Genomic DNA, 20,955 nt, shown 5'->3' with positions numbered 1-20,955 from the left:
TGCTAACATTTGACGGTTGCCGATTCGAATGTGAGAGAAGATGCCGCTTTTCGATCTAATGAGCCTTTTGTCCGCTGCGGAGGTCCTCGCAGGCGAAGCCGTCCAGGTCGAGGGATTGGCTTATGACTCGCGCAAGGTGGGTCCGAAAGACGCATTCTTCTGCATACCGGGACTTCAGTCCGACGGACATGATTTTGCCCGAGAGGCGGTGTCGCGCGGCGCAGCTGCGCTGGTGGTGACTCGCCGACTGGCCGAATTCGCACACGTCCCGCAAATCCTGGTAGCGGATGCGAGGAAGGCGCTCGCGGTCGCCGCCGCTGTGTTCTACGGCTCGCCTAGTCGCGGGCTCTCGATTGTCGGCGTCACTGGCACAAACGGCAAGACCACTACCACGTACCTCGTGGACTCGATCCTTCGGCACTCCGGGCTGGCGACAGGACTGATCGGCACCGTAGAGACCCGGATTCGCGAGAACGCCATACCCGCCGAGCGGACCACGCCGGAGTCGCTAGACCTTCAGAGGCTGTTGGCCCAGATGTCCGCCGAAGGGGTCGAGGCCGTTGCGATGGAGGTCTCATCGCACGCTATCGACCTAGGTCGCGTCGATGCAGTCAGCTTCGCAGTGGCTGCATTCACCAATCTGACTCAGGATCACCTCGACTATCACGGCTCGATGGAGGCTTACGGGGCTGTCAAGCTGCGTCTTTTCACGGAGCTGGAGGTGGCAAAGCGGGTCATAAACATTGACGACCCGGTGGGGGTATCTTTTGCTGCAGCGGTAGATGATCCGCTGACCGTCGGCACTTCGGCGGATGCGGTAATCCGTGCCACCGAGGTCGAACTCATGCCCGACGCATCGCGGTTCGTACTTTCAACCCCTTCGGGACAGGCCACAGTCACTCTGCCCATCGCCGGCGCGTACAACGTGAGCAACGCTCTTGTTGCCGCCGGATGTGCGTATGCACTTGGAATCCCGCTTGCTGACATCGCCGCCGGGCTTGCGCATGCGACGCAGGTTCCTGGTCGCTTGGAGAGGGTTTCGGCTGGACAGCCCTTCTCGGTATTCGTCGATTACGCACACACCCCGGATAGCCTCAGGCAGGTACTTGAGGCGATCAAGCGCGTTACTCCGGGCCGGGTGATCGCCGTCTTCGGATGCGGAGGAGACCGCGACCCCGCGAAACGCCCGCTGATGGGGGAGGCCGCTTCGGCTGTTGCGGACCACGCGATAATCACAAGCGACAACCCGAGGACCGAGGATCCCAATGCCATAATCGCACAGATACTGCCTGGCATGTCTGTTGGCGGTGCAACCTATCAGGTCGAGGTCGACAGGCGTCGGGCCATCGCGTCAGCGCTGGCCACGGCAGGCCCCAATGACTCGGTACTGATTGCCGGCAAGGGACACGAGGACTACCAGATATTCGCCGACAAGACAGTGCACTTCGACGACCGCGAGGTGGCCTTCGAGGAGCTGAGCGCCCGATGCTGACGCTTTCTGCAGGACTAATTGCCGAGGTAACTGCAGGGGAGATTCTCCTCGGCAATCCTGATGTGATGGCCAACGGCCTGCAGATCGATTCTCGGCAGGTGGAGCCGGGCAACCTCTTTGTTGCATTCGCTGGAGAACGAGTCGACGGCCACGACTTTCTCGAGGAAGCGATTTCGGCAGGTGCGCGAGTGCTGCTAGTCACTGAAGCGCCTGAGCAGCTTGGTTCGGCGATGGAGGTCGCACGTTTGCGGGGAATCACGGTCGTGAAGGTCGCCGATGCCCTGGGTGCTGTCCAGAGTCTTGCTCGCCACCATCGAGCGAGGCTGTTCTGCCCGGTGATTGGCGTGACCGGATCTTCGGGCAAGACCACAACCAAGGACTTCATCTACAGCGTGATATCGCAGCGCGCCAAAGTGGTGGCGACCAAAGGAAACCGCAACAACGAGCTGGGCGTTCCGCTCACCTTGTTCGAGGCCGGGGCGGACACCGATGCCATCGTCTTGGAGATGGCGATGAGGGGCGAAGGACAGATAGCCACGCTGGCTTCGATCGCCAGACCCACTGCCGGTTTGATAACGAACATCGGGACGTCGCACATCGAGATACTTGGTAGTCAAGATGCGATTGCGAGTGCCAAAGCTGAGCTTGTGGCCTCAATCGGATGCGAGGGTACGGTCTTCGTGAACGGGGACGACGCATACGCCGACCTGATTGCTTCGGGGACCTGCGCCTCTGTGATCCGCTATGGCTTGGGTGTCTCCAACGAGGTGCGGGCGGAGAACATCGTACTCGACGAAGAGAGCCGCCCGACCTTCGACCTGGTCACACCCGATGCCCGTGAGAACGTCACTCTAGGACTGCCAGGGCGCCACAATGTTTACAACGCGTTGGCTGCCGCGGCAGTCGGGGGATACATGAGCATTCCCGCTGTCGACATCGTCACAGGACTGCAGAGCGCGACCATCACAGAGATGCGGATGCAGGCTTTCATGACAGCTGGCGGGATCCACGTCATCAACGACGCCTACAATGCCAACCCATCATCGATGCGTGCTGCGATAGAGACTCTCTCGGCGATGAGGGCAGCGACAAGGCGCATAGCCGTACTTGGCGACATGGCGGAGCTCGGTTCGCTCACTGAGCTTGCCCATTTCAGGATTGGTGAGGCCATCAAGGAGCTGGAGATCGACTTGTTGATCACCGTTGGGCCACGAGCAGTACGGATCGCCGATGGGGCAAGAGCTACAGGCATGGACCCTTCGGCGGTCTTCGCATTCGATGAGATCGCTGGGGCCACGGCGAAGGTACTTGAATGTGTTGCGCCGGGTGACGCAGTCCTGGTGAAGGCCTCACGGGTGATCGGGCTGGAGAGGATCGTCGATGCGATTGTGAGCCCGGAATGATCAACATAGCCCAATATCCTACTTACCAAGTCCTTATCGCAGTTGTGATGGCCCTGGTGATCTGCGTCGTCGTCTTTCCGCTTTGGATAAAGGTGCTGCGCTACCGCAACATCGGACAGCAGATCCGCGCAGACGGTCCACAGGGACATCTAGTCAAGCAGGGAACGCCAACGATGGGCGGGGTGCTGATCATCATCGTAGTCTTCGCTGTATATGTGGCGATGGGCGATTTCGGCAGGCTTTCTTTCCTGGCCCTTGCTGCGATGATTGGATGCGGCTTGCTTGGCTTTTTCGATGATTGGGCGAAGGTGGCCAAGGAACGCTCATTGGGGCTCTCTCCCCGCGCTAAAATCACTGGTCAGGCGCTCATCGCACTGCTGTTCGCGTTGGCAGCGGTGAACTGGGGCGACATTTCTTCGCGGGTAGCTTTGCCGCTGCTTGATGCCTCTGTTGATCTGGGCGTATACACGTCTGTGTTCGAGGTCGGGGGATTCGGGATCATCGTCCCATGGCTATACATCGGGCTAGTCTTCTTGATGATGATAGCGACGAGCAATACCGTGAACCTTACCGATGGCCTCGATGGGCTTGCTGCCGGGACGATAACGATAGTGATGATGGCATATGCCGGGATCGCGTTTCGGCAGGATCGCTTAGACATCGCACTGCTCGCAGCAGCTGTGGCAGGGGCTTGCGTCGGCTTCCTGTGGTACAACAGCCATCCTGCAGACATATTCATGGGTGATACCGGCTCCCTAGGGATCGGCGCAGGCATCGCGGCGTTGGCGGTAATCACAAAGACCGAGCTGTTGCTGGTGTTGATCGGTGGGATTTACGTCATTCAAGGACTATCGGTCATCCTCCAGGTGGCGTCGTTCAAACTGACCGGCAAACGAATCTTCAAGATGGCCCCGATACACCATCACTTCGAGATGTTGGGCTGGTCCGAAACCAAGGTCATGGTGCGATTCTGGGTCGTCACGGGAATCCTGGCAGGCGCAGGGTTCGCGCTGTACTTCGTTGGCTCGGTCAAGGGATAGCAATGCAGCCACTGCCGCAGAGCGTAGCCATTCTAGGGGCCGGAACATCAGGGCTCGCGGTCGTCGATCACCTGGTCAGACACCGCACTGAGGGGCATCCTGCCCACATCGCCCTCTACGATTCCGCAGGCCCCGAGAAGCTCGCGCAGGCAGGCGAGGATCTTCGGCGGGTCTCCGTTGCCTTGCATGCGGGAGCGGATGCACTTGTCGCGCCCGTCGACCTATGCATCGCCAGTCCCGGCATTCCGCCAGCATCACCGCTGTTCCGCTCGGCCCTCGAGAAATCGTCGCGGGTCATAAGCGAGATCGAGTTCGCATTCGAGCGTTCCACCGCGACATGGGTCGGGGTCACCGGAACCAACGGGAAGACCACCGTCACGAGTCTCATCGCGCACCTTCTCCAGGCGGGCGGGCTTACCGCCGAAGCGGTCGGGAACATCGGAGTCCCTGCAATCTCCGTGGTCGATCGGGTGGGAAGCGAGACCATCCTCGTCGCCGAGGTCTCCTCATTCCAGCTGGCATCCACTGAGAACTTCCGCCCGAAGGTTGCGGTTCTTCTCAATATCACCGAGGACCACCTCGATTGGCACGGTTCCCTCGAAGCTTATGCACGCGACAAAGCCAAGTTGTTCGCCAATCTTGCAGACGACGACGTCGCGATCATCGACATCGATGATCCGGGTTCGGCTGTCTATGCCGACGCTGTCGAAACTACTGGGGTACGCGTGATCCGGGTTTCGAGACGAGGTGTCCCTGAAGGGGGAGCGGGCCTCACTCCCGATTCGATGCTGGCGATTGCCGGACAAGGCGAGACCCATGCACTGCTTTCGAGCAGTGACCTGGGCATCAAAGGAGCCCACAACGTCAGCAACGCTCTCGCCGCCGCCGCTGCTGCGTCGGTGCTTGGCGTCGACCTAGAGGCAATCCGAAGCGGACTCAGGAGCTTTGCTCCGGTTCCCCACAGGCTACAGTCGGTCCTAACCATAGACGGCGTCGAGTATGTCAACGACTCCAAAGCCACCAACCCGGCTTCTGTGATGGTTGCCGTCCATGCGTTCCCAAACAGCCGTGTCGTGCTCCTGCTGGGCGGGAGGAATAAGGGCTCCGAGTTCGGTGCTCTCGCGTCCACCCTTTCGGCAGTTGGAGCCTCCGTCATCGCCTTCGGTGAAGCTGCCGAGGAGATCGCGCAACAGATGCGCGCCGCAGATGTTCCCTGCACTGTCGTTGCCGGTCTAGCCGATGCTGTTGATGCTGCAGTCCGGATCGCAATCGCCGGCGATGTAGTCTTGCTATCACCGGGCTGCGCCTCCTTCGATGAGTTCGATGGATTCGCACACCGAGGCGAGGTCTTTGTGCAGCTTGTTTGCGGGATAGGGGGTCCTTCGTGAGCGCCCGTGAGGGATTCTGCGGCGGTAGCCGTGCAAGATATCTCCTGCTTGGCTCGACGTTCTACCTCCTTGTGCTGGGAACCCTGATGGTCTACTCAGCGTCGTCGGTTGCGGACTACCTACGCTTCGAAGACAGCTTCTATCACCTGAAGCGGCATATCCTCTTTGTCGGGATTGGTCTGCTCATGATGTACGCCGCGTCCAAGGTTGACTATCGCTTTCTTCGCAAAGCTGCGTGGCCTTTTCTCGGCGTTTGCATCGCAGCACTCGTAGCGGTCTTGGCGATCGGTTCGATGCGCTGGGGCGCAACACGCTGGCTGGACCTCGGGTTCATCACAGTGCAGCCGTCCGAGTACGCCAAATTGGCATGCCTGCTCGTTGCCGCGCTGTCCCTCTCACAGTGGCGTGCGAGGGTGATCACCGCCCGTCAGCTGACCATACGCCTCGGCGGGGCCTTTGCTGCGGTTTCGTCACTCGTGCTCTTCCAGCCCGACATGGGCACCACCGTCATGATCGTCTCCACTCTCTACTTTGTGCTGGTACTCGGGAGGGTCAAAGCTTCCCTCTTGGCTGCGGGCACAGCGCTCGGGATAGGGGCGGCTGGCCTGCTCATGTTCGTTGCTTCCTACCGAGAAGACCGTGTCCTGGCGTTTCTGGATCCCTGGGCCGATCCACTTGGCGACGGATACCAGGCCATCCAGTCGATGCTGGCTTTTGGATCGGGTGGGATAACGGGTATGGGCGTGGGTATGTCGCGTCAGAAGTTTTCGTTCCTGCCCGCGGCCCACACCGACTTCGTGTTCTCGATCGTCGGCGAGGAGCTGGGCTTGCTCGGATCTCTGTCGGTGGTCTTGGCTTTCGGTGTGTTCACCTATGCGGGACTCAAGATCGCCTTCGCATGCAAGGACTCTTTCGGTCGGCTGGTAGCCGGAGGCATGACCGCAACAATCGTGTTGCAGGCTATTGTGAATATGTCGATGGTCATCGGCCTGATGCCAATCACCGGCAAGCCATTGCCTCTGGTCAGCTACGGAGGGACTGCCATCACCTTGACCCTCCTATCTATCGGTGTGATTCTGTCAGTGTCTTCGTTCGGCGCAAAGAGTCAGCGTTTGAGCGCGAAACGTCCACTTATCAAGGAGCCAACACGTGCGAGTCTGGATGAGCGGCGGAGGAACAGCGGGTCACATCTACCCCGCATTGGCACTCGCGCAGCTGCTGTTAGAAAGCGAGCATGACGAGGTCAAGTACTTCGGAACCAGCCGAGGACCCGAGGCGGATTTGGTCACCAGGGCGGGAATCCCTTTCTTAGCTTTACCTGCCAGAGGATTTGTTCGCAACAAACCCTGGACGCTCATCTCGGCCATGTTGGTGTTGACGGCATCTGCCGTCCGGGCACTATCGATGATGTTGCGCCAACGACCCGATGTCGTCGTGGTCTTCGGGGGGTATGTGTGCATCCCCGTGGGCATCGCAGCTATTCTCGCTAGGGTGCCGCTCATCATCCATGAGCAGAATTCAGTTGCCGGACTTGCGAATCGTATTCTTGGGCGATGGGCGCATCTCGTTGCGCTCACGTACCCGGAGTCCGCAGTAGGGTTCGGTGGAGCCAAGAAGGTTGTAGTGACGGGCAATCCGGTCCGCCCAGCGGTCAGGGATGCCGATCCCGTTGCGGGAAGGAGGGCATTCGGCATTCCCCCCGATGCCTTGGTCTTGTTGGTATTCGGCGGATCGCGTGGTGCACGCCGAATCAATCAGACATTGGTAGACGCACACACCAAACTTCTAGAGATCGAGGACCTACACATCGTCCACATCGCCGGCAGGCACGAATACCCATGTGTCCTCGCAGCCATAGCCGGCGCCGGTTCCGTTCCCGAGCGGTATCATCTACTTGAATACATCGATGACATGGGCGGAGCACTTGCGGCCGCTGACTTGGTCGTAGCGCGCGCTGGAGCGACATCGATCGCAGAGATCAGTGTTCTCCAAAAACCTGCGGTCTACGTGCCGTACCCACACGCCACTGATGATCATCAGACCAAGAACGCAGCCTCACTCGCGCAAGCAGGTGCTGCGGTAGTCATTTCGGATGATCGACTTTCGGCACCAGTTTTCATCGAGACGGTGACGGCTTTGCTTCTCGACAGGGCTCAGCGTGATAACATAGCCGCCGCACTTTCTGGATTGGCGATCCATGATGCTGCTGAGCGACTCGCCGAACTGACTCGGCACGTACACTTAGACCGATAGGAAGTCCAATCCATGGACTTGAGAGACGGAGATCGATTGAACTCGACATCAACCCCACTGAGCGCACATTTTATCGGCATCGGAGGCTCAGGAATGAGCGGAATCGCTTGCATCATGCATGAAAGAGGACATCAGGTGACTGGCTCCGATCTAAAGGAGTCACGGTTCACCAGAGTGCTCTCCGAAGCGGGAGTTCCCGTAACAATCGGGCATGACGCAGCTTGCATAGGTGATGCCCGGGTGGTTGTGGTGTCGACAGCGGTAAGTGAACGTAACCCGGAGTTGATCGAGGCCAAAGCACGAGGCATCGAGATCTGGCAACGCGCGAAGATGCTCGCCTGGCTCGCTGGCGACTCGACAACCGTCGCTGTTGCTGGGACACATGGAAAGACCTCGACCAGCGCCATGGTGGCAACCATGCTAGAAGGCGCAGGTGCGAATCCGACGTTCGTTGTCGGTGGCGAGGTTGTGAAGTTCGGCAGGAATGCGATGAATGGTGCGGGACCCCACTATGTCGTCGAGGCAGATGAATCAGACGGATCGTTCATGCACCTCACCCCATCTGTGGCCCTCGTGACCAACGTCGAGGCCGATCATCTCGATCACTACGGATCGCTCGAAGCGGTCGAGAGGACTTTCGTCGATTTTCTGTCGCGCGTCCCGGCTTCGGGTGTCATAATCGCTTGCGCAGATGATTCTCGGTTGCTGGAGCTGGCAAGCGGAGCAGATGCCAAGATCCTTTCTTACGGGTTCGCCCCCAATGCTGCAGTTCGCTGTCACTCACTGACCCCCAAAGGGATGGGCTTTGAGTTCATCATCGACTTCCCGGATGGCAGCCGACAGGAGATATTCCTTCCTGTACCCGGCGAGCACATGGTGCAGAACGCCACCGGGGCACTTGCAGTTGCCTATCACCTCGCCATTGACATAGAAGCTGCGGCCAGAGCTGTTGAAACATACAGAGGGGTCAAACGTCGTTTCGATCGGATTGGTCAGGCTAACGACATCACGATCTACGATGATTACGCCCACCACCCAACCGAGGTCAAAGCGACGCTCAAGGCCGCACGGGATTGCGGATTCAGTCGGATATGCGCTGTCTTCCAGCCCCACCGCTACACTCGAACTGAGGCATTCGCCCAGGAGTTCGGGGATGCTTTTGGCGACGCGGACCACCTGATCCTTATGGATGTTTACAGCGCTGGAGAACCTCCGATCCCAGGAGTATCAGGTAAGACGCTTGTGGATTCTGTGCTGGAAGCCTATCCCAGACATAGAGTCACTTACTTGCCCCACCGGACCGATGTATCGGTCTACCTTGCGAAAAAACTACGCCCTGGCGATGTTCTGATGACTATGGGTGCGGGCGACGTCTCAGGTATCGGCGTAGATGTACTAAGGCTGCTTGAAGAGCAAGGATCTCTCCAGTGTCGATAGCGAGTGCGTTTTCGCAGCTGAGTGCAGCGCTCACCGGCGTGGTGAGGCTCAATGAACCGCTTGCCAGGTATACCACGTACCGGATTGGTGGACCGGCGGATATATTGATCATCGCTGACACACTTGCCGACCTGAGAGCGGCCACCAGGATCCTCGAAGAATTCCAGATTGAGTGGACGGTACTTGGCAAAGGCAGCAACATATTGGCCGCTGACGCCGGATATCGCGGGGCGGTGATCATACTTGGCCGGGATTTTCGAAAGCATTGGGTCCGTGACGGGCAATTGATCGCCGGGGCCGGTGCAATTTTGGCACATGTTGTTCAAGACGCATACGCAGCAGGGCTGTCTGGACTCGAGTTCGCCGTTGGAATCCCAGGAACTGTCGGGGGAGCCCTAGCGATGAATGCAGGCACCGGTGATGACTGGATAGGATCGGTGGTGAGTTCGGTCACGCTACTTCAACCGGGCGGGGAGCTCGTTGGAGTTAGAGGCCACGAGATCGCTTGGGGTTATCGTGCCTCTGCGGTCCCGATCAGAGGCATCACCGTCGAGTGTAGCCTAAGGGTTGCGGAGGGGGACGTGGTCTCAATCCGCCGAAGGATGGATAGCGCACTTGCACGCAGGAAGCGGACGCAACCGATAGGCCTGCCGTGCGCCGGCAGTGTATTTAGGAACCCGGAGGGGGATTCCGCGGGTCGACTCATCGAAAGTGTTGGACTCAAGGGGGCCAGATCAGGGGCGGCGAGCATCTCTGAAGTTCACGCCAATTTCATCGTCAATCATGGAGGAGCAACAGCCAAGGACGTACTGCGCTTGTTGCACGACGCACGGGACACCGTATTGGATCTCCATGGCGTCGAACTCAAGCCGGAGATCAAGTTCCTGGGATCATTCCAATGAAGCGACGCAGAAAACTCATATCCAGTCAGATCCCGCGCAAGGGGGCAGCCTCTAAAGCTCAGCCTAAAGCCAAGGGTGAGTCATCACGTGTGGGCCGACTCGTTCCCCCCAACCGAGGCAGGGGTAACAGCCGATCGACCTTATCCGCACGCAAGCGGATCGTCAGAGAGCAGAGACAGCATGCTCGCGCCCGACGCCAAATACTGGTCGTATGTGCCGTTGCCGCTGCCTTAGCGATAGTAGCCTTTTCGGTAATAGCGATCGTTCGGTCAGACATATTCAAGATCCAATCGGTCGATGTTGTTGGGAACAACCGACTCACGGATCAAGAGGTGATCGATCTGGCCAAGCTTCCCGAGAATGAGACGCTGCTCAGGGTTGCCGTTACTGACATCGAGCGACGGGTGGAAAGGGATCCATGGGTTGCCTCGGCAGATGTTTCCCGGCGGATTCCGACGACGTTGAGGATAAACATCACTGAAAGAGTGCCTGCAGCTATTCTTGATGTGGGCCAGGAGCTCTACGCCATCGATCGCCTTGGAAACGTACTCGAGCAACAGTTGACAACAGCTGCGCCCGCAGCCTTGGTGATTCGTGACATCCAGGATATCGAGCCTGTAGTGGGCGGTCGTCCGGACAGCGATGCGCTGGAGAATGCGCTACGAGTTTACGGGGCTCTCAATCAGGAGATGCTTGCCATTACCCGCGCTATTTCGGCCCCCACTGTGGAAGAGACCGCAATCATCACCGAGGATGGGGTGGAGATATTCGTTGGTGCTGCCGAGAACATGCTTGAGAAGCAGCAGATTGCATTCGCGATACTTCAGGAGAGAGCGGGGAAGGTCGTATATATAAATGTAAGGTCGATAGAGCGTCCTACCTGGCGAGCCCTTGAATAGGAGCCCAACCCCAGCTCAGACCCGCTTTTTCTCCACATGCCATCAAGAATGTGATTGGCGCCAGCTAACAAAGATTTGACAAGGTGTTGCATGTTGCATAACCTTTATGCAAAGATAGACTGTTATGTCAGTAGTATAACCTTCAAGTTGACGTTTACACTAACCGAAACTCTATCCGAACGAAGTGGTTTGGAGGGGAAATGATTGACACTGGTGCCAATTATCTAGCCGTCATCAAAGTCGCCGGAATCGGCGGTGGCGGCACCAACGCGGTGAACCGCATGGTCGAGGCAGGTGTGAAGGGCGTTGAGTTCATCGCCATCAACACCGACGCTCAGGCTCTGCTGATGTCCGACGCAGACTATAAGGTTCACATCGGTGTCGGGCTCACTAAGGGGCTCGGCGCCGGGGCCGAGCCTGATGTCGGGTATCAGGCCGCAGAAGAGAATCGTGCCGAGATCAAAGAAGCACTTCAGGGTGCAGACATGGTCTTCATTACAGCAGGCCAGGGCGGTGGAACCGGCACCGGAGCTGCCCCCATAATCGCTCAGATCGCCAAAGAAGAGATCGGGGCGCTCACTGTCGGGGTCGTCACTCGGCCCTTCGCCTTTGAGGGTCGCAAGCGCGCACTCCAGGCCGAAGAAGGAATCAAGCGATTGAGTGAGGTCGTTGATACTCTGATTGTCATCCCTAACGACCGGTTGCTCCAGGTCGCCGAGAAGAAGACTTCGATTCTAGATGCATTCAGGGTTGCTGATGACATACTTCGCCAGGGAACCCAGGGGATCACAGACCTCATCACGGTTCCGGGTCTCATCAACCTAGACTTCGCAGATGTTCGCACCATTATGCAGGATGCGGGCAGTGCTCTGATGGGAATCGGCATATCAGCAGGCGACAACAGGGCTCACGATGCCGCGAAGGCCGCCATATCGAGCCCGCTGCTGGAGAGCAGCATCGAGGGTGCGCAAGGTGTTCTGTTGTCCATAGCTGGCGGTAGCGACCTTGGGCTTTTCGAGGTGAACGAGGCAGCCGAGGCCGTCGCACAGGCGGCTCACCCTGACGCCAACATCATCTTCGGCGCCATGATCGATGACTCCATGATGGATCAGATCCGCGTGACCGTTATAGCAACCGGATTCGAAGGGCGCAGAAGGCAGGAGGCGATGCAGTTCTCCTCAGATGAGGTCGTTCCGTCTCTTCCTACTTACGAGCCGATGACCCCAGCCGAGGACGAGCTAGACATCCCAGCCTTCTTGAAGAAGCGCACTTACTGAGTACCACGGCTCCTAAGCGCGGAGCGTGAAAGTTTGAAGCCGGGTTCATCGAGGTAGATCCTCGCTGGACCCGGCTTCGGCGTTCTAAGGTGTTTTCGCGGGCTCAGGAGCAGCGGGAGGCGCAGGAGGAGCCGGGGGAGCGGGAGGTGCCGGGGGTGCGGGGGGAGCGGGAGGTGCAGGAGGTGCAGGTGCGCCGGGAGTGAACCCGGTTGAAGTTCCCTGTACTGCCGGGGTCACACCGTACGCAGAGCGGGCCCACTGACCAAAAACGTGTCCAGCAAAAATATAGGACAGGAAATAAATCCAGAACATCAAGACATATCCTACGATGACCATCCATAGGATACCCATCAGGACGCCGGCGATGACATAGATCAGTAGAGAGAGACCCCAGGCTTTGAAATACCCGGTCCCTGACCGAATGCGACCGATGATCTCGCCAAAGGCAAACATCGATCCAAAGCGTCCGGTCATGGCGAAGTTTACCATCCCTGCTCCATAAATCACTGAAACCAATATCATCCATGTGAAAGACAGGACGCTTAGCAGGCAGATGGTAGCGAAGCTCGCGCCCAATGCTGCAGGATCTCCGACCATCCCGGCTCCGGCTGCTATGACTGCCTGTATCCCCAGAAGTATCACTGCGGGTAGGTTGTAGATGAACATACCTATCATCACCAGCAAGCCTTGAATCCACTTCTGCCCGAAATCGTTCCACGAGGGAAGCTCCTCATTGCCCTCTGCCACGGAGCGGATGTATGCGAGCATGGCCCCCAATTGCGCTGGTATCAGTGGGAGCAGTAGCCCCCACAGGCCCCCCAGCCCTACCTTGACCAACCACTCTCGATCCTCAAAGGGTGCCGACAGGGCTCTTGAAAGATTCATTGCGTCCCCTTCCCAAACCTTCAATCCCGCCATCGCAAACTCAATCCTATACGATTCTATCCCTAACCAGGACTCTCTAATCATGAAAGTCTCCGAGGCTCCGGTATCATGCGTAGAGGCCAGAATGAATTCAAGCGGAAATCGGAGGATTGACAAATGACGCTTCCGATACCTCGGCTCGACAGACGCGAGCAATCCGACGGGGTGGTGATCCATACCGATCAAAGCCTGTACGATCGCTCCCGGATTCAAGTTGCGTTCTCCGAGCGCACAGGGGGAGTCAGTCGATCATCCTGGCGATCACTGAATCTCGCCACTCACGTCGGGGATGATGCGGCACACGTGGCTGCGAATAGAGCCAGGTTTCTTTCGGCGGCTCGCATCGATCCGGAGGTAGTCGATCTCGTAGTCGCCGAGCAAGTTCATGGCGATTCGATAGCGATCATCGATCGGGGAGCGTTGTGCTGCAGGGCGTCCGGGTACGCCGATCCATTCATCGCGGCGGCCAGCGATGCACTGCTGACCCACGAGCGCCATGTCCCCCTGCTAATGCTGTATGCCGATTGCGTTCCAATCATCTTGGTCGCCGAGGGTCCGATCCCCTCGGTCTGCGTGGTCCATGCCGGCTGGAGAGGGATAATGAGCTCGCTTCCAGAGCGGGCAGCAGTTGAGTTGATAAATCGAGCCGGATGCTCCCCTCAAGGTATCTCCGCCTACATCGGCGCACATATCGGGAGTTGCTGTTTTCGAGTCGCCGAAGAGCTTTCGTCGGCCTTCGCTGCCAAGTTCGGGCAATCCGTTGTGGCTGGCCCGAACATCGACCTTCACGCTGCTGTTGAGATCAGCTTGCTCCGCGCGGGGCTTCTTGTCGGGCGCATCGCCAGTCTGCAGATATGCACCGCACACAACACAGATCGCTTCTTTTCGTATCGTTCGGAGGGAACCACTGGTCGCCATGGAGCGCTGGCCTCAATCGAGTGAATCGATTTTTTACACTCTGTTGACACCGGTTCGCCATAACTAATCGGTTCGAGTAATGGCTGATGGTGGTCTCGGAATCGATCAATCTGCTGTTATAATCAGGCGTAGACTCAATCGTATTCGTCATATTAAGGAGTGCGCGAATATGCGCGAAGAATTCAGGAATGAACTGAGAGACCTAAGGGCAGAGGTCGTCGAGATATCCCACGACGTCACGGAGGTTACCAGACTCGCCGTACGTTCCCTCGTCGACGGTGATGTCGATGCAGCCCAGCTTGTAATCGATGGCGACTCTGACTTCGATCGCCGATGCCTCGGGGTCGAGGAGCACGCTATCGAGATCATAGCGACCCAGTTCCCGGTGGCCCGGGATCTCAGGTTGCTGTATTCGCTGACCTACATCTCGCTGCATCTTGAGCGCATGGCGGACCTGTCGGTCAACATCGCTCGTGCCACCAAGCGAACTGCTGGACGTCGTGGGCCCCAGACTCTCTACGACCTGATCCAGGCACAGGGTAATCTCGTTTATCGCGTACTCGAAGCGATGAGCGAGGCCCTGAAAAACAGCGACCTGGAGCTTGCCAGAAAACTGGAAGACCTCGACGAGCCGATTGACCATCTCTACAAGCAGTTCTTCAGAGAGCTTGGCAGATTGGACGAGGACGAGGATATCGAGTGGGCATCTTCGATGGTCTTGGCGGCACGCTATCTTGAGCGCATCGCTGACAATGCAGTCGACATCGGAGAGCGAATCGCATACCTGGTCACTGGTGAGTTCGATGGTTCCTGCACGCCGAACGAGGAGCAATAGAACCTTCTTTGGGCGCGATTGCTGAGCGATACGAGTGGATTTGCAGACAGGTTGCCGAAGCCGCTGACCATGTCGGCCGGGATGCCTGTGACATCACCGTGGTCGCCGTAACCAAGAACGTCGGCGTACCGGAGATTCAGCAAGCTCTGGCAGCCGGCATCCTAGATCTGGGAGAGAACAGGGTCCAGGAATTCTCGGGAAAGCAGGCGATGTTCCCGGAAGCCAGGTGGCATTTCATCGGCACTTTGCAGACGAACAAGGCCAAGCATGTGGTCGGGAAGGCGCACCTGATTCACTCGGTCGATTCACTCAGGCTACTCGAAACCATCGATTCGAGGGCTGCGGATGTCGACGTCAGGCAGCCGGTCCTGTTGCAGGTCAACGTCGCCGGCGAGGCCACGAAGCATGGATTTGCGCCGTGCGACCTCGCAGATGTTTTGCTCGAAGCCGACAAGATGGACAACATCGTGGTGAAGGGCTTGATGACGATGGCCCCGTTCGGCTCCCCCGAGGATCAGCGCTGGGTCTTCCAGGAGTTGCGAGAAGTGCGGGATAACCTGTGCGTCAAGCCCCACAATGGGGTAGAGTTAGATGAACTTTCAATGGGTATGACCAACGACTATCGTGTTGCGGTCGAAGAAGGGTCTACCATTGTTCGTATCGGTCGGGCCATCTTCGGCAGATAGCCGAAGGCTCCCAGGCGGAGGAGTGATCGTGGGTCTTTGGAATAGAATCAAGGCGCGTCTTGGTTTCGGTGATTACGACTACTACGACGATTATGACGACGAAGATGACGACGGAATCCGCGACGAGGACGATGCGGAACCTGAAGAGCAGTGGAGCTCACGGGCCACCGAGCGCTCGAGTTCGGTCCGCCGAATCGAGCGGCAGCCCGAGGCCGACTATTCGCGCGATTGGTCAAGGGAGCCCCAGAGACTGCGTGCTGTCCCATCGGCTTCTGAGGTCAGCAGCATATCTCCGCAGCTCAAGATGCATATAGTGGAGCCCAAGGGCTTCAACGAGGCACAGAGCATCGCAGACAAGTTCAAACAAGGCACTCCGGTCATCATCAACATGACAAGCACGTCTCCGGAGCTAGCTAAGCGATTCATCGACTTCGCCAGCGGGCTGACCTACGGACTCGATGGCGGCTTGCAAAGAGTGTCGGATAAGGTGTTCATGCTGACTCCGACTAACGTCGACGTTTCCGACGGGGATGTCAGGCGCATGAAGGACCGAGGGCTGTTCGGCGGAGTCGACCTATGACGTCCAGCGCTGGATTGGCGCTCGCGCGGGAGACCCGCCTTGCCGTCATCGGCGGTGGCAGGATGGGCGAAGCCATCATTGCTGGACTGGTGTCCAGCGGAGCCCTAGAGTCCTCGAGCATCACCGTTGTCGAGCCTTCGCCTGGTCGCCGCTCGGTTTTGACCGACACATACGGTGTCCTCTGTTTCCCCACTCCACAAGAGATTGAGACCGGGTTCGATGTGGCTTTGCTGGCGGTCAAGCCGCAGGCCCTGCCGTCTGTGTTGCCGAAACTCGCTCCCATTGTCGGCTCAGCGCTGGTAATCTCGATTGCCGCGGGTGTGACCACTACTCGGCTGGAGTCGGTCCTACCGCAAGCGACTGCTGTCGTGCGCGTGATGCCTAACACTCCTGTGATGGCGGGGCAGGGGATGAGCGTGATCTGTCCCGGCGCCGAGGTGTCTGATGAGCAGATCGCGTTAGCACAGGCTCTCTTCGGCTCTGTCGGCGAGACGATCATTCTTGCCGAGCAGCACCTCGATGCCGCAACGGCCATCTCAGGGTGCGGGCCGGCATACATGGCCATCGTCATCGATGCTTTGACGCGGGCCGGCGTGCAGCATGGACTTTCAAGAGAGGCAGCCCAGGCCCTAGTCGTTCAGACGATGCGTGGGACAGCGGATCTGCTGGAAACCACGGGAGCCCACCCTGCCCAACTTGCTGACGATGTCGCTAGCCCCGGCGGCGCTACCGCCGCTGCGATAGCGGCTCTCGAAGAGAGTGGGCTTAGGAGCGCATTCGCCAAGGCAGTGAATGCCGCAGTCACTCGGGCGAAGGAGCTGAACCCGTGATCGACGTGTCCTCAGTTGTGGCCAGGGCCATCGACTTTTACCAGATATTGATCATCGCTTACGTGTTACTCTCATGGTTGCCCGCGTCAGGGGTGATCTGGGAGATCCGCAGAATCTTGGGGACTGTAGTCGAGCCATACATCGGCATCTTTCGAAAGATCGTTCCGTCGCTAGGAATGATAGATATTTCGCCAATCGTGGCAATACTCGTACTGTCATGGTTGATTCGCCCGCTCTTGGTCACGGCCCTAGTGGCAATCGGTCTATAGGTAGGTAGGGAAGAAAGGCTTTTTGCGATGAAACTCACTCCGCTCGACATACACCACAAAGAGTTCAGGAACTCGCTTCGCGGGTACGCCATCGATGAGGTCGACAAGTTCCTCGATGATGTCGCTGATGAGTTTGAGCGCCTGTTCAAAGAGAATATCGACCTGTCTGAACGACTGGAGGCAGCGCGGGAGCAGATCAGGGGCTTCGAGGCCCAGAAGGAGACCCTGCACAACACACTTGTCGCCGCCCAGCGCTCAGCCGAAGATATCGCCGCCCGCGCACAGAACGATGCAAGCTCTATACTCAAGGATGCGGAGGTCAAGGCAAAGGAGATCATCCATGACGCCTTGACGCAGAAGCAGAAAGTCGCCTCCGAGCTGGTGGTAATCAAGAAGGCCGAAGAAGACTTCCGCAGCACTTTTTCGCAGATGCTCCAGTCCCACCTCAAGGCGCTGACTGTTGTGCCACTTGCGGATGATGTCACCGTCCTGCTCGGACGGACCGAGGAGGGGGTGGTGGGAGACGTCAAGGTTGGAGCCGCAGAGGCTCCAGGCCCGAAGGCCGCCGACCCCACACCCGAACCCTCAGCTCCCAGGAAAGAGACGAGCGCGTCCGCTGCACCAGTGGCAGAGAAGCCAGCAGCAGTGGCTCCAGTCTCCACCGAGCCGCCTGCGTCCGGCTTCGTTCAAGCGATAGCCCTTGGTGAGCTGGCATCGACAGACCTTGAGGCAGAGATTCCGGTCTTCGAAGAGCCCAAGGAGTTTGGATCAGGCTCCTTGCAGATGTTCGGAGAGTCGGATGACGATGATGACATCGAGGAGATCGACTAATCCGTACTTTGCGACGGATTGCACTCCTGTGACGATAGATGGGCTACCGATGTAGCCACTTCCACATGACACACTCGATCTTGGGACTAGGGAGATCATGGGCAAGAAGCCAGACTACAAAGACACAATGAACCTGCCACACACCGATTTTCCGATGCGGGCCAATCTTGCGCAGCGCGAAGGGCAGTGGCTCGAGTTCTGGCGCGAGAACGATGTCTACCGCAAAAGGGTATCCGACAACATGCCTTCGGATACCTTCATCCTGCACGATGGCCCGCCTTATGCCAACGGTCACATCCATATGGGGACCGCATTCAACAAGGTCCTCAAAGATATGATCGTGAAGTACAAGTCGATGCGTGGATACTACTCACCCTATGTTCCGGGCTGGGATTGTCACGGCCAGCCGATTGAGCACCAGGTCGAGAAGGATCTGGGGCCTGAGCGGATGAGCACAATCAGTCAGGCTGAGCTTCGGGCTGAGTGTCGAAAGTGGGCGATGAAGTACGTCGGTATCCAGTCGGAGGAGTTCCAACGCCTGGGAGTCCAAGGTGATTTCGACGACCCGTACTTGACGCTGAACAAGGCATACGAGGCGGGCAACGTCCGGGTCTTCCAGCGGATGTATGACCGCGGGATGATCTACAAAGGGGCCAAGCCTATTCACTGGTGTGTTCGCTGTACCACGGCTCTGGCTGAGGCTGAGATCGAGTATTCCGACGTGACGAGCCATTCGATATACGTCAAGTTGCGCTTGCAGGATCCGCCTTCGGCGATCGCTGCACCTGCCGAGAAGGTCTCATTGTTGATTTGGACCACCACGCCGTGGACACTGCCCGCTAATGTGGCGGCCACCCTTGCCCAGGACGCTCTGTACGCTGGAGTCAGGGTCGAAGGCGAGGTCATAATCCTTGCGCTCGACTCGATCGAGCGACTCTCCAACGACCTTGCGCTCGACTTGAGCGATCTAGTCAAGGCGCCCGATGGACAGGTCATCACCGTCAAGGGCAGCGACCTCGAGGGTCTCTCTTATGCCCACCCCATCCATCCTGACCGCAGCGGAGTGGTCATCATCGGTGATCATGTCGATCTTTCGGTCGGGACAGGTGCCGTACACACAGCACCTGGTCACGGCGAAGAGGATTGGCTGATCGGGCAGCGATATGGGCTTGAGACAGTCATGCCCGTCGATGACCACGGTGTTTTCGGCCCAGGTGGCGGACGATTCGAGGGCATGACGATCTACAAGGCCAACCCTGCCATCATCGAGTGGCTGCAGTCCGAAGGGGCGCTGCTGCATCGCGCCAACACGCTGCATAGCTATCCGCACTGCTGGCGCTGCAAGAAGCCGGTCATCTTCCGCGCCACCGAGCAGTGGTTCGTGTCCATGTCTGCCGCCGCCGATGGCATCCGTCCCTTGAGGGATGGTGCACTGGCAGCGATCGACGAGGTGGAGTGGATACCTCGGTGGTCGGTCAATCGCATTCGCTCCATGGTCGCCGACCGTCCGGACTGGTGCATCTCTCGACAGCGGGCATGGGGGGTGCCGATCCCGGTCTTCAAGTGTGCGCAGTGCAACTCGACCGTTGCTACAGATGAGTCCTTCTCGGCGGTTATCGAGCTGTTCGAAACAGAAGGCGCCGATGCCTGGTTCACGAAAAAGCCCTCCGAGTATCTACCCGAGACCGTAAGGTGCGAACGCTGTGAGTCCAGTGAGATCGTCCCAGAGGATGACATCCTGGATGTGTGGTTCGAGTCCGGGGTCTCTCACACCAGCGTGCTCGATGCACGCCCTGAGCTTCGTCGGCCTGCCGAGATGTATCTCGAGGGTACCGATCAGCATCGGGGTTGGTTCCAGTCGGGCTTGCTGACCAGTGTGGGGGCCGATGGTGTCCCGCCGTACAAGGCGGTGCTCACTCACGGCTTCATCGTCGACGGCGAGGGTCGCAAGATGAGTAAATCGCTCGGGAACGTGATCTCGCCGCTCGATGTCATCGAGAAGTCTGGTGCTGACATCATCCGCTTGTGGGCTGCTTCGGCGGATTACAGCCAAGACGTGTCGATCTCCGATGACATCCTCGCGCGCACATCGGACGCATATCGAAGGATCAGAAACACCTTCAGGTTCATGCTGTCGAATCTTGAGGACTTCGACCCCAGCGAATCCGTTGCCTGGGATTCGATGCCAGAGATCGACAGGTACGCGCTGGTGCGTCATTCGGATGTCGTGAGCAAGGTAACCCGTGCTTACGACGACTGGAAGTTCCACCAGGTCTATCACACAGTATTCAACTACTGTGTCACCGACCTAAGCTCGTTCTATCTCGACGTGGTCAAAGACCGACTCTACTCAGACGCTGCAGACTCACTCTCTCGCAGGAGCGTGCAAACGGTTCTTTACACGATGCTTCGCGACCTTGTCAGAATGGTGGCTCCGGTCCTGACCTTCACCGCCGAGGAGGTCTGGCAGTTCATGCCGGTCGCGCTCCGGGGTGATGTCGTCAGCGTGCAACTTGCTGGGTGGCCGCTCGACTCAATCGAGACGGACCACTCGACAGAGGCGACAAGTTTGCGCAATGCCTACTCGGCTGTTTTCGAGATCCGCGATATCGTCACCAAATCGCTTGAGGAGGCACGCGAGCTCAAGGTCATCGGGAAGAGCCAGGAAGCGGCGATAGATGTTACCGCTACGCCCGTCGTTCTCGAGGTGCTGAAAGCCCGCGGCGAGAGTGCACTCGCTGAGATGTTCATAGTTTCTGCGGTTCGCCTGCACCCGGGCGAGACGGCCAGCGTCACCGTCAGTGCTGCTGATGGTACCAAGTGTCCGCGCTGCTGGAATGTTCGTCAGCCGGCAGGCGACGAGCGAGATGCGATGCTTTGCGCCAGATGCTCCGACGTTCTTACGGCGATCGACGCCGCTGAGTAAGGTAATCCGTGGACGTCGTGACATTCGACATCGCTGGTGGGCTGATATCCAGGTGATATACTTGC

General features: G+C 58.3%; 19 protein-coding genes. 18 read left to right on the top strand and 1 reads right to left on the bottom strand.

From position 1 onward, the window contains the following. Positions 1–40 precede the first annotated feature (40 nt). From M1617_03220 to ftsZ, 10 genes are all read left to right on the top strand, one after another. The gene (locus M1617_03220) at positions 41–1,492 is read left to right on the top strand and encodes a UDP-N-acetylmuramoyl-L-alanyl-D-glutamate--2,6-diaminopimelate ligase (protein MCL5887299.1); all 1,452 of its coding nucleotides are present in this window, start codon (positions 41–43) and stop codon (positions 1,490–1,492) included. Further along, positions 1,486–2,895: a UDP-N-acetylmuramoyl-tripeptide--D-alanyl-D-alanine ligase gene (locus M1617_03215; GenBank protein MCL5887298.1), complete on the top strand. Its 1,410-nt coding sequence runs from the start codon at positions 1,486–1,488 to the stop codon at positions 2,893–2,895. Before M1617_03220 ends, M1617_03215 begins: the two co-directional genes overlap by 7 nt. Then, complete coding sequence (gene mraY / locus M1617_03210; GenBank protein ID MCL5887297.1) at positions 2,892–3,935, top strand: phospho-N-acetylmuramoyl-pentapeptide-transferase; 1,044 nt, start codon at positions 2,892–2,894, stop codon at positions 3,933–3,935. The genes M1617_03215 and mraY overlap by 4 nt, the downstream gene beginning before the upstream one ends. A gap of 2 nt (positions 3,936–3,937) precedes the next feature. Then, the gene (murD, locus tag M1617_03205) at positions 3,938–5,323 is read left to right on the top strand and encodes a UDP-N-acetylmuramoyl-L-alanine--D-glutamate ligase (protein ID MCL5887296.1); all 1,386 of its coding nucleotides are present in this window, start codon (positions 3,938–3,940) and stop codon (positions 5,321–5,323) included. Beyond that, a complete protein-coding gene (gene ftsW / locus M1617_03200; protein ID MCL5887295.1) occupies positions 5,320–6,561 on the top strand; it encodes a putative lipid II flippase FtsW in 1,242 nt (413 codons plus the stop codon). The genes murD and ftsW overlap by 4 nt, the downstream gene beginning before the upstream one ends. After that, the gene (murG, locus tag M1617_03195; protein MCL5887294.1) at positions 6,473–7,576 is read left to right on the top strand and encodes an undecaprenyldiphospho-muramoylpentapeptide beta-N-acetylglucosaminyltransferase; all 1,104 of its coding nucleotides are present in this window, start codon (positions 6,473–6,475) and stop codon (positions 7,574–7,576) included. Before ftsW ends, murG begins: the two co-directional genes overlap by 89 nt. Before the next feature lie 12 nt (positions 7,577–7,588). Further along, the gene (gene murC / locus M1617_03190) at positions 7,589–9,013 is read left to right on the top strand and encodes a UDP-N-acetylmuramate--L-alanine ligase (GenBank protein MCL5887293.1); all 1,425 of its coding nucleotides are present in this window, start codon (positions 7,589–7,591) and stop codon (positions 9,011–9,013) included. Continuing rightward, positions 9,004–9,915 carry a UDP-N-acetylmuramate dehydrogenase gene (gene murB, locus M1617_03185; protein MCL5887292.1) on the top strand — a complete coding sequence of 304 codons (912 nt, stop codon included), beginning with the start codon at positions 9,004–9,006 and terminating at the stop codon, positions 9,913–9,915. Before murC ends, murB begins: the two co-directional genes overlap by 10 nt. Further along, complete coding sequence (locus tag M1617_03180; GenBank protein ID MCL5887291.1) at positions 9,912–10,814, top strand: FtsQ-type POTRA domain-containing protein; 903 nt, start codon at positions 9,912–9,914, stop codon at positions 10,812–10,814. The genes murB and M1617_03180 overlap by 4 nt, the downstream gene beginning before the upstream one ends. 200 nt (positions 10,815–11,014) lie before the next feature. Further along, complete coding sequence (gene ftsZ, locus M1617_03175) at positions 11,015–12,091, top strand: cell division protein FtsZ (protein ID MCL5887290.1); 1,077 nt, start codon at positions 11,015–11,017, stop codon at positions 12,089–12,091. An 84-nt stretch (positions 12,092–12,175) separates the two neighbouring features. On the opposite strand, the gene M1617_03170 is transcribed toward ftsZ, so the two are convergent. Next, positions 12,176–12,976: a DUF4013 domain-containing protein gene (locus M1617_03170; protein MCL5887289.1), complete on the bottom strand. Its 801-nt coding sequence runs from the start codon at positions 12,974–12,976 to the stop codon at positions 12,176–12,178. A 156-nt stretch (positions 12,977–13,132) separates the two neighbouring features. Between M1617_03170 and M1617_03165 the strand changes: the two genes are divergently transcribed. The 8 genes from M1617_03165 to ileS all read left to right on the top strand — a co-directional run bounded on the left by M1617_03165 (position 13,133) and on the right by ileS (position 20,890). Then, positions 13,133–13,957, top strand: coding sequence for a polyphenol oxidase family protein (locus M1617_03165; protein ID MCL5887288.1), 825 nt, complete (start codon positions 13,133–13,135; stop codon positions 13,955–13,957). 145 nt (positions 13,958–14,102) lie between these two features. Further along, positions 14,103–14,768: a phosphate signaling complex protein PhoU gene (gene phoU / locus M1617_03160; protein ID MCL5887287.1), complete on the top strand. Its 666-nt coding sequence runs from the start codon at positions 14,103–14,105 to the stop codon at positions 14,766–14,768. An 8-nt stretch (positions 14,769–14,776) separates the two neighbouring features. Further along, positions 14,777–15,454 carry a YggS family pyridoxal phosphate-dependent enzyme gene (locus M1617_03155; GenBank protein MCL5887286.1) on the top strand — a complete coding sequence of 226 codons (678 nt, stop codon included), beginning with the start codon at positions 14,777–14,779 and terminating at the stop codon, positions 15,452–15,454. Positions 15,455–15,482: 28 nt separating this feature from the next. Next, positions 15,483–16,034 carry a cell division protein SepF gene (locus M1617_03150; protein ID MCL5887285.1) on the top strand — a complete coding sequence of 184 codons (552 nt, stop codon included), beginning with the start codon at positions 15,483–15,485 and terminating at the stop codon, positions 16,032–16,034. Further along, a complete protein-coding gene (gene proC, locus M1617_03145; protein ID MCL5887284.1) occupies positions 16,031–16,864 on the top strand; it encodes a pyrroline-5-carboxylate reductase in 834 nt (277 codons plus the stop codon). Before M1617_03150 ends, proC begins: the two co-directional genes overlap by 4 nt. Then, positions 16,861–17,133, top strand: coding sequence for a YggT family protein (locus tag M1617_03140; GenBank protein MCL5887283.1), 273 nt, complete (start codon positions 16,861–16,863; stop codon positions 17,131–17,133). The genes proC and M1617_03140 overlap by 4 nt, the downstream gene beginning before the upstream one ends. Positions 17,134–17,160: 27 nt before the next feature. Further along, complete coding sequence (locus M1617_03135) at positions 17,161–17,964, top strand: DivIVA domain-containing protein (GenBank protein MCL5887282.1); 804 nt, start codon at positions 17,161–17,163, stop codon at positions 17,962–17,964. Positions 17,965–18,061: 97 nt separating this feature from the next. Further along, positions 18,062–20,890 carry an isoleucine--tRNA ligase gene (gene ileS, locus M1617_03130; GenBank protein ID MCL5887281.1) on the top strand — a complete coding sequence of 943 codons (2,829 nt, stop codon included), beginning with the start codon at positions 18,062–18,064 and terminating at the stop codon, positions 20,888–20,890. The last annotated feature ends 65 nt before the right edge of the window (positions 20,891–20,955 follow it).

It is taken from the genome of Actinomycetota bacterium, from assembly GCA_023488435.1.
In the GTDB taxonomy this organism is placed as follows: Bacteria; Actinomycetota; Coriobacteriia; order Anaerosomatales; family UBA912; genus UBA912.
Note: the sequence above shows the minus strand (reverse complement) of the source record. Positions and strands in the feature narration are given on the sequence as shown.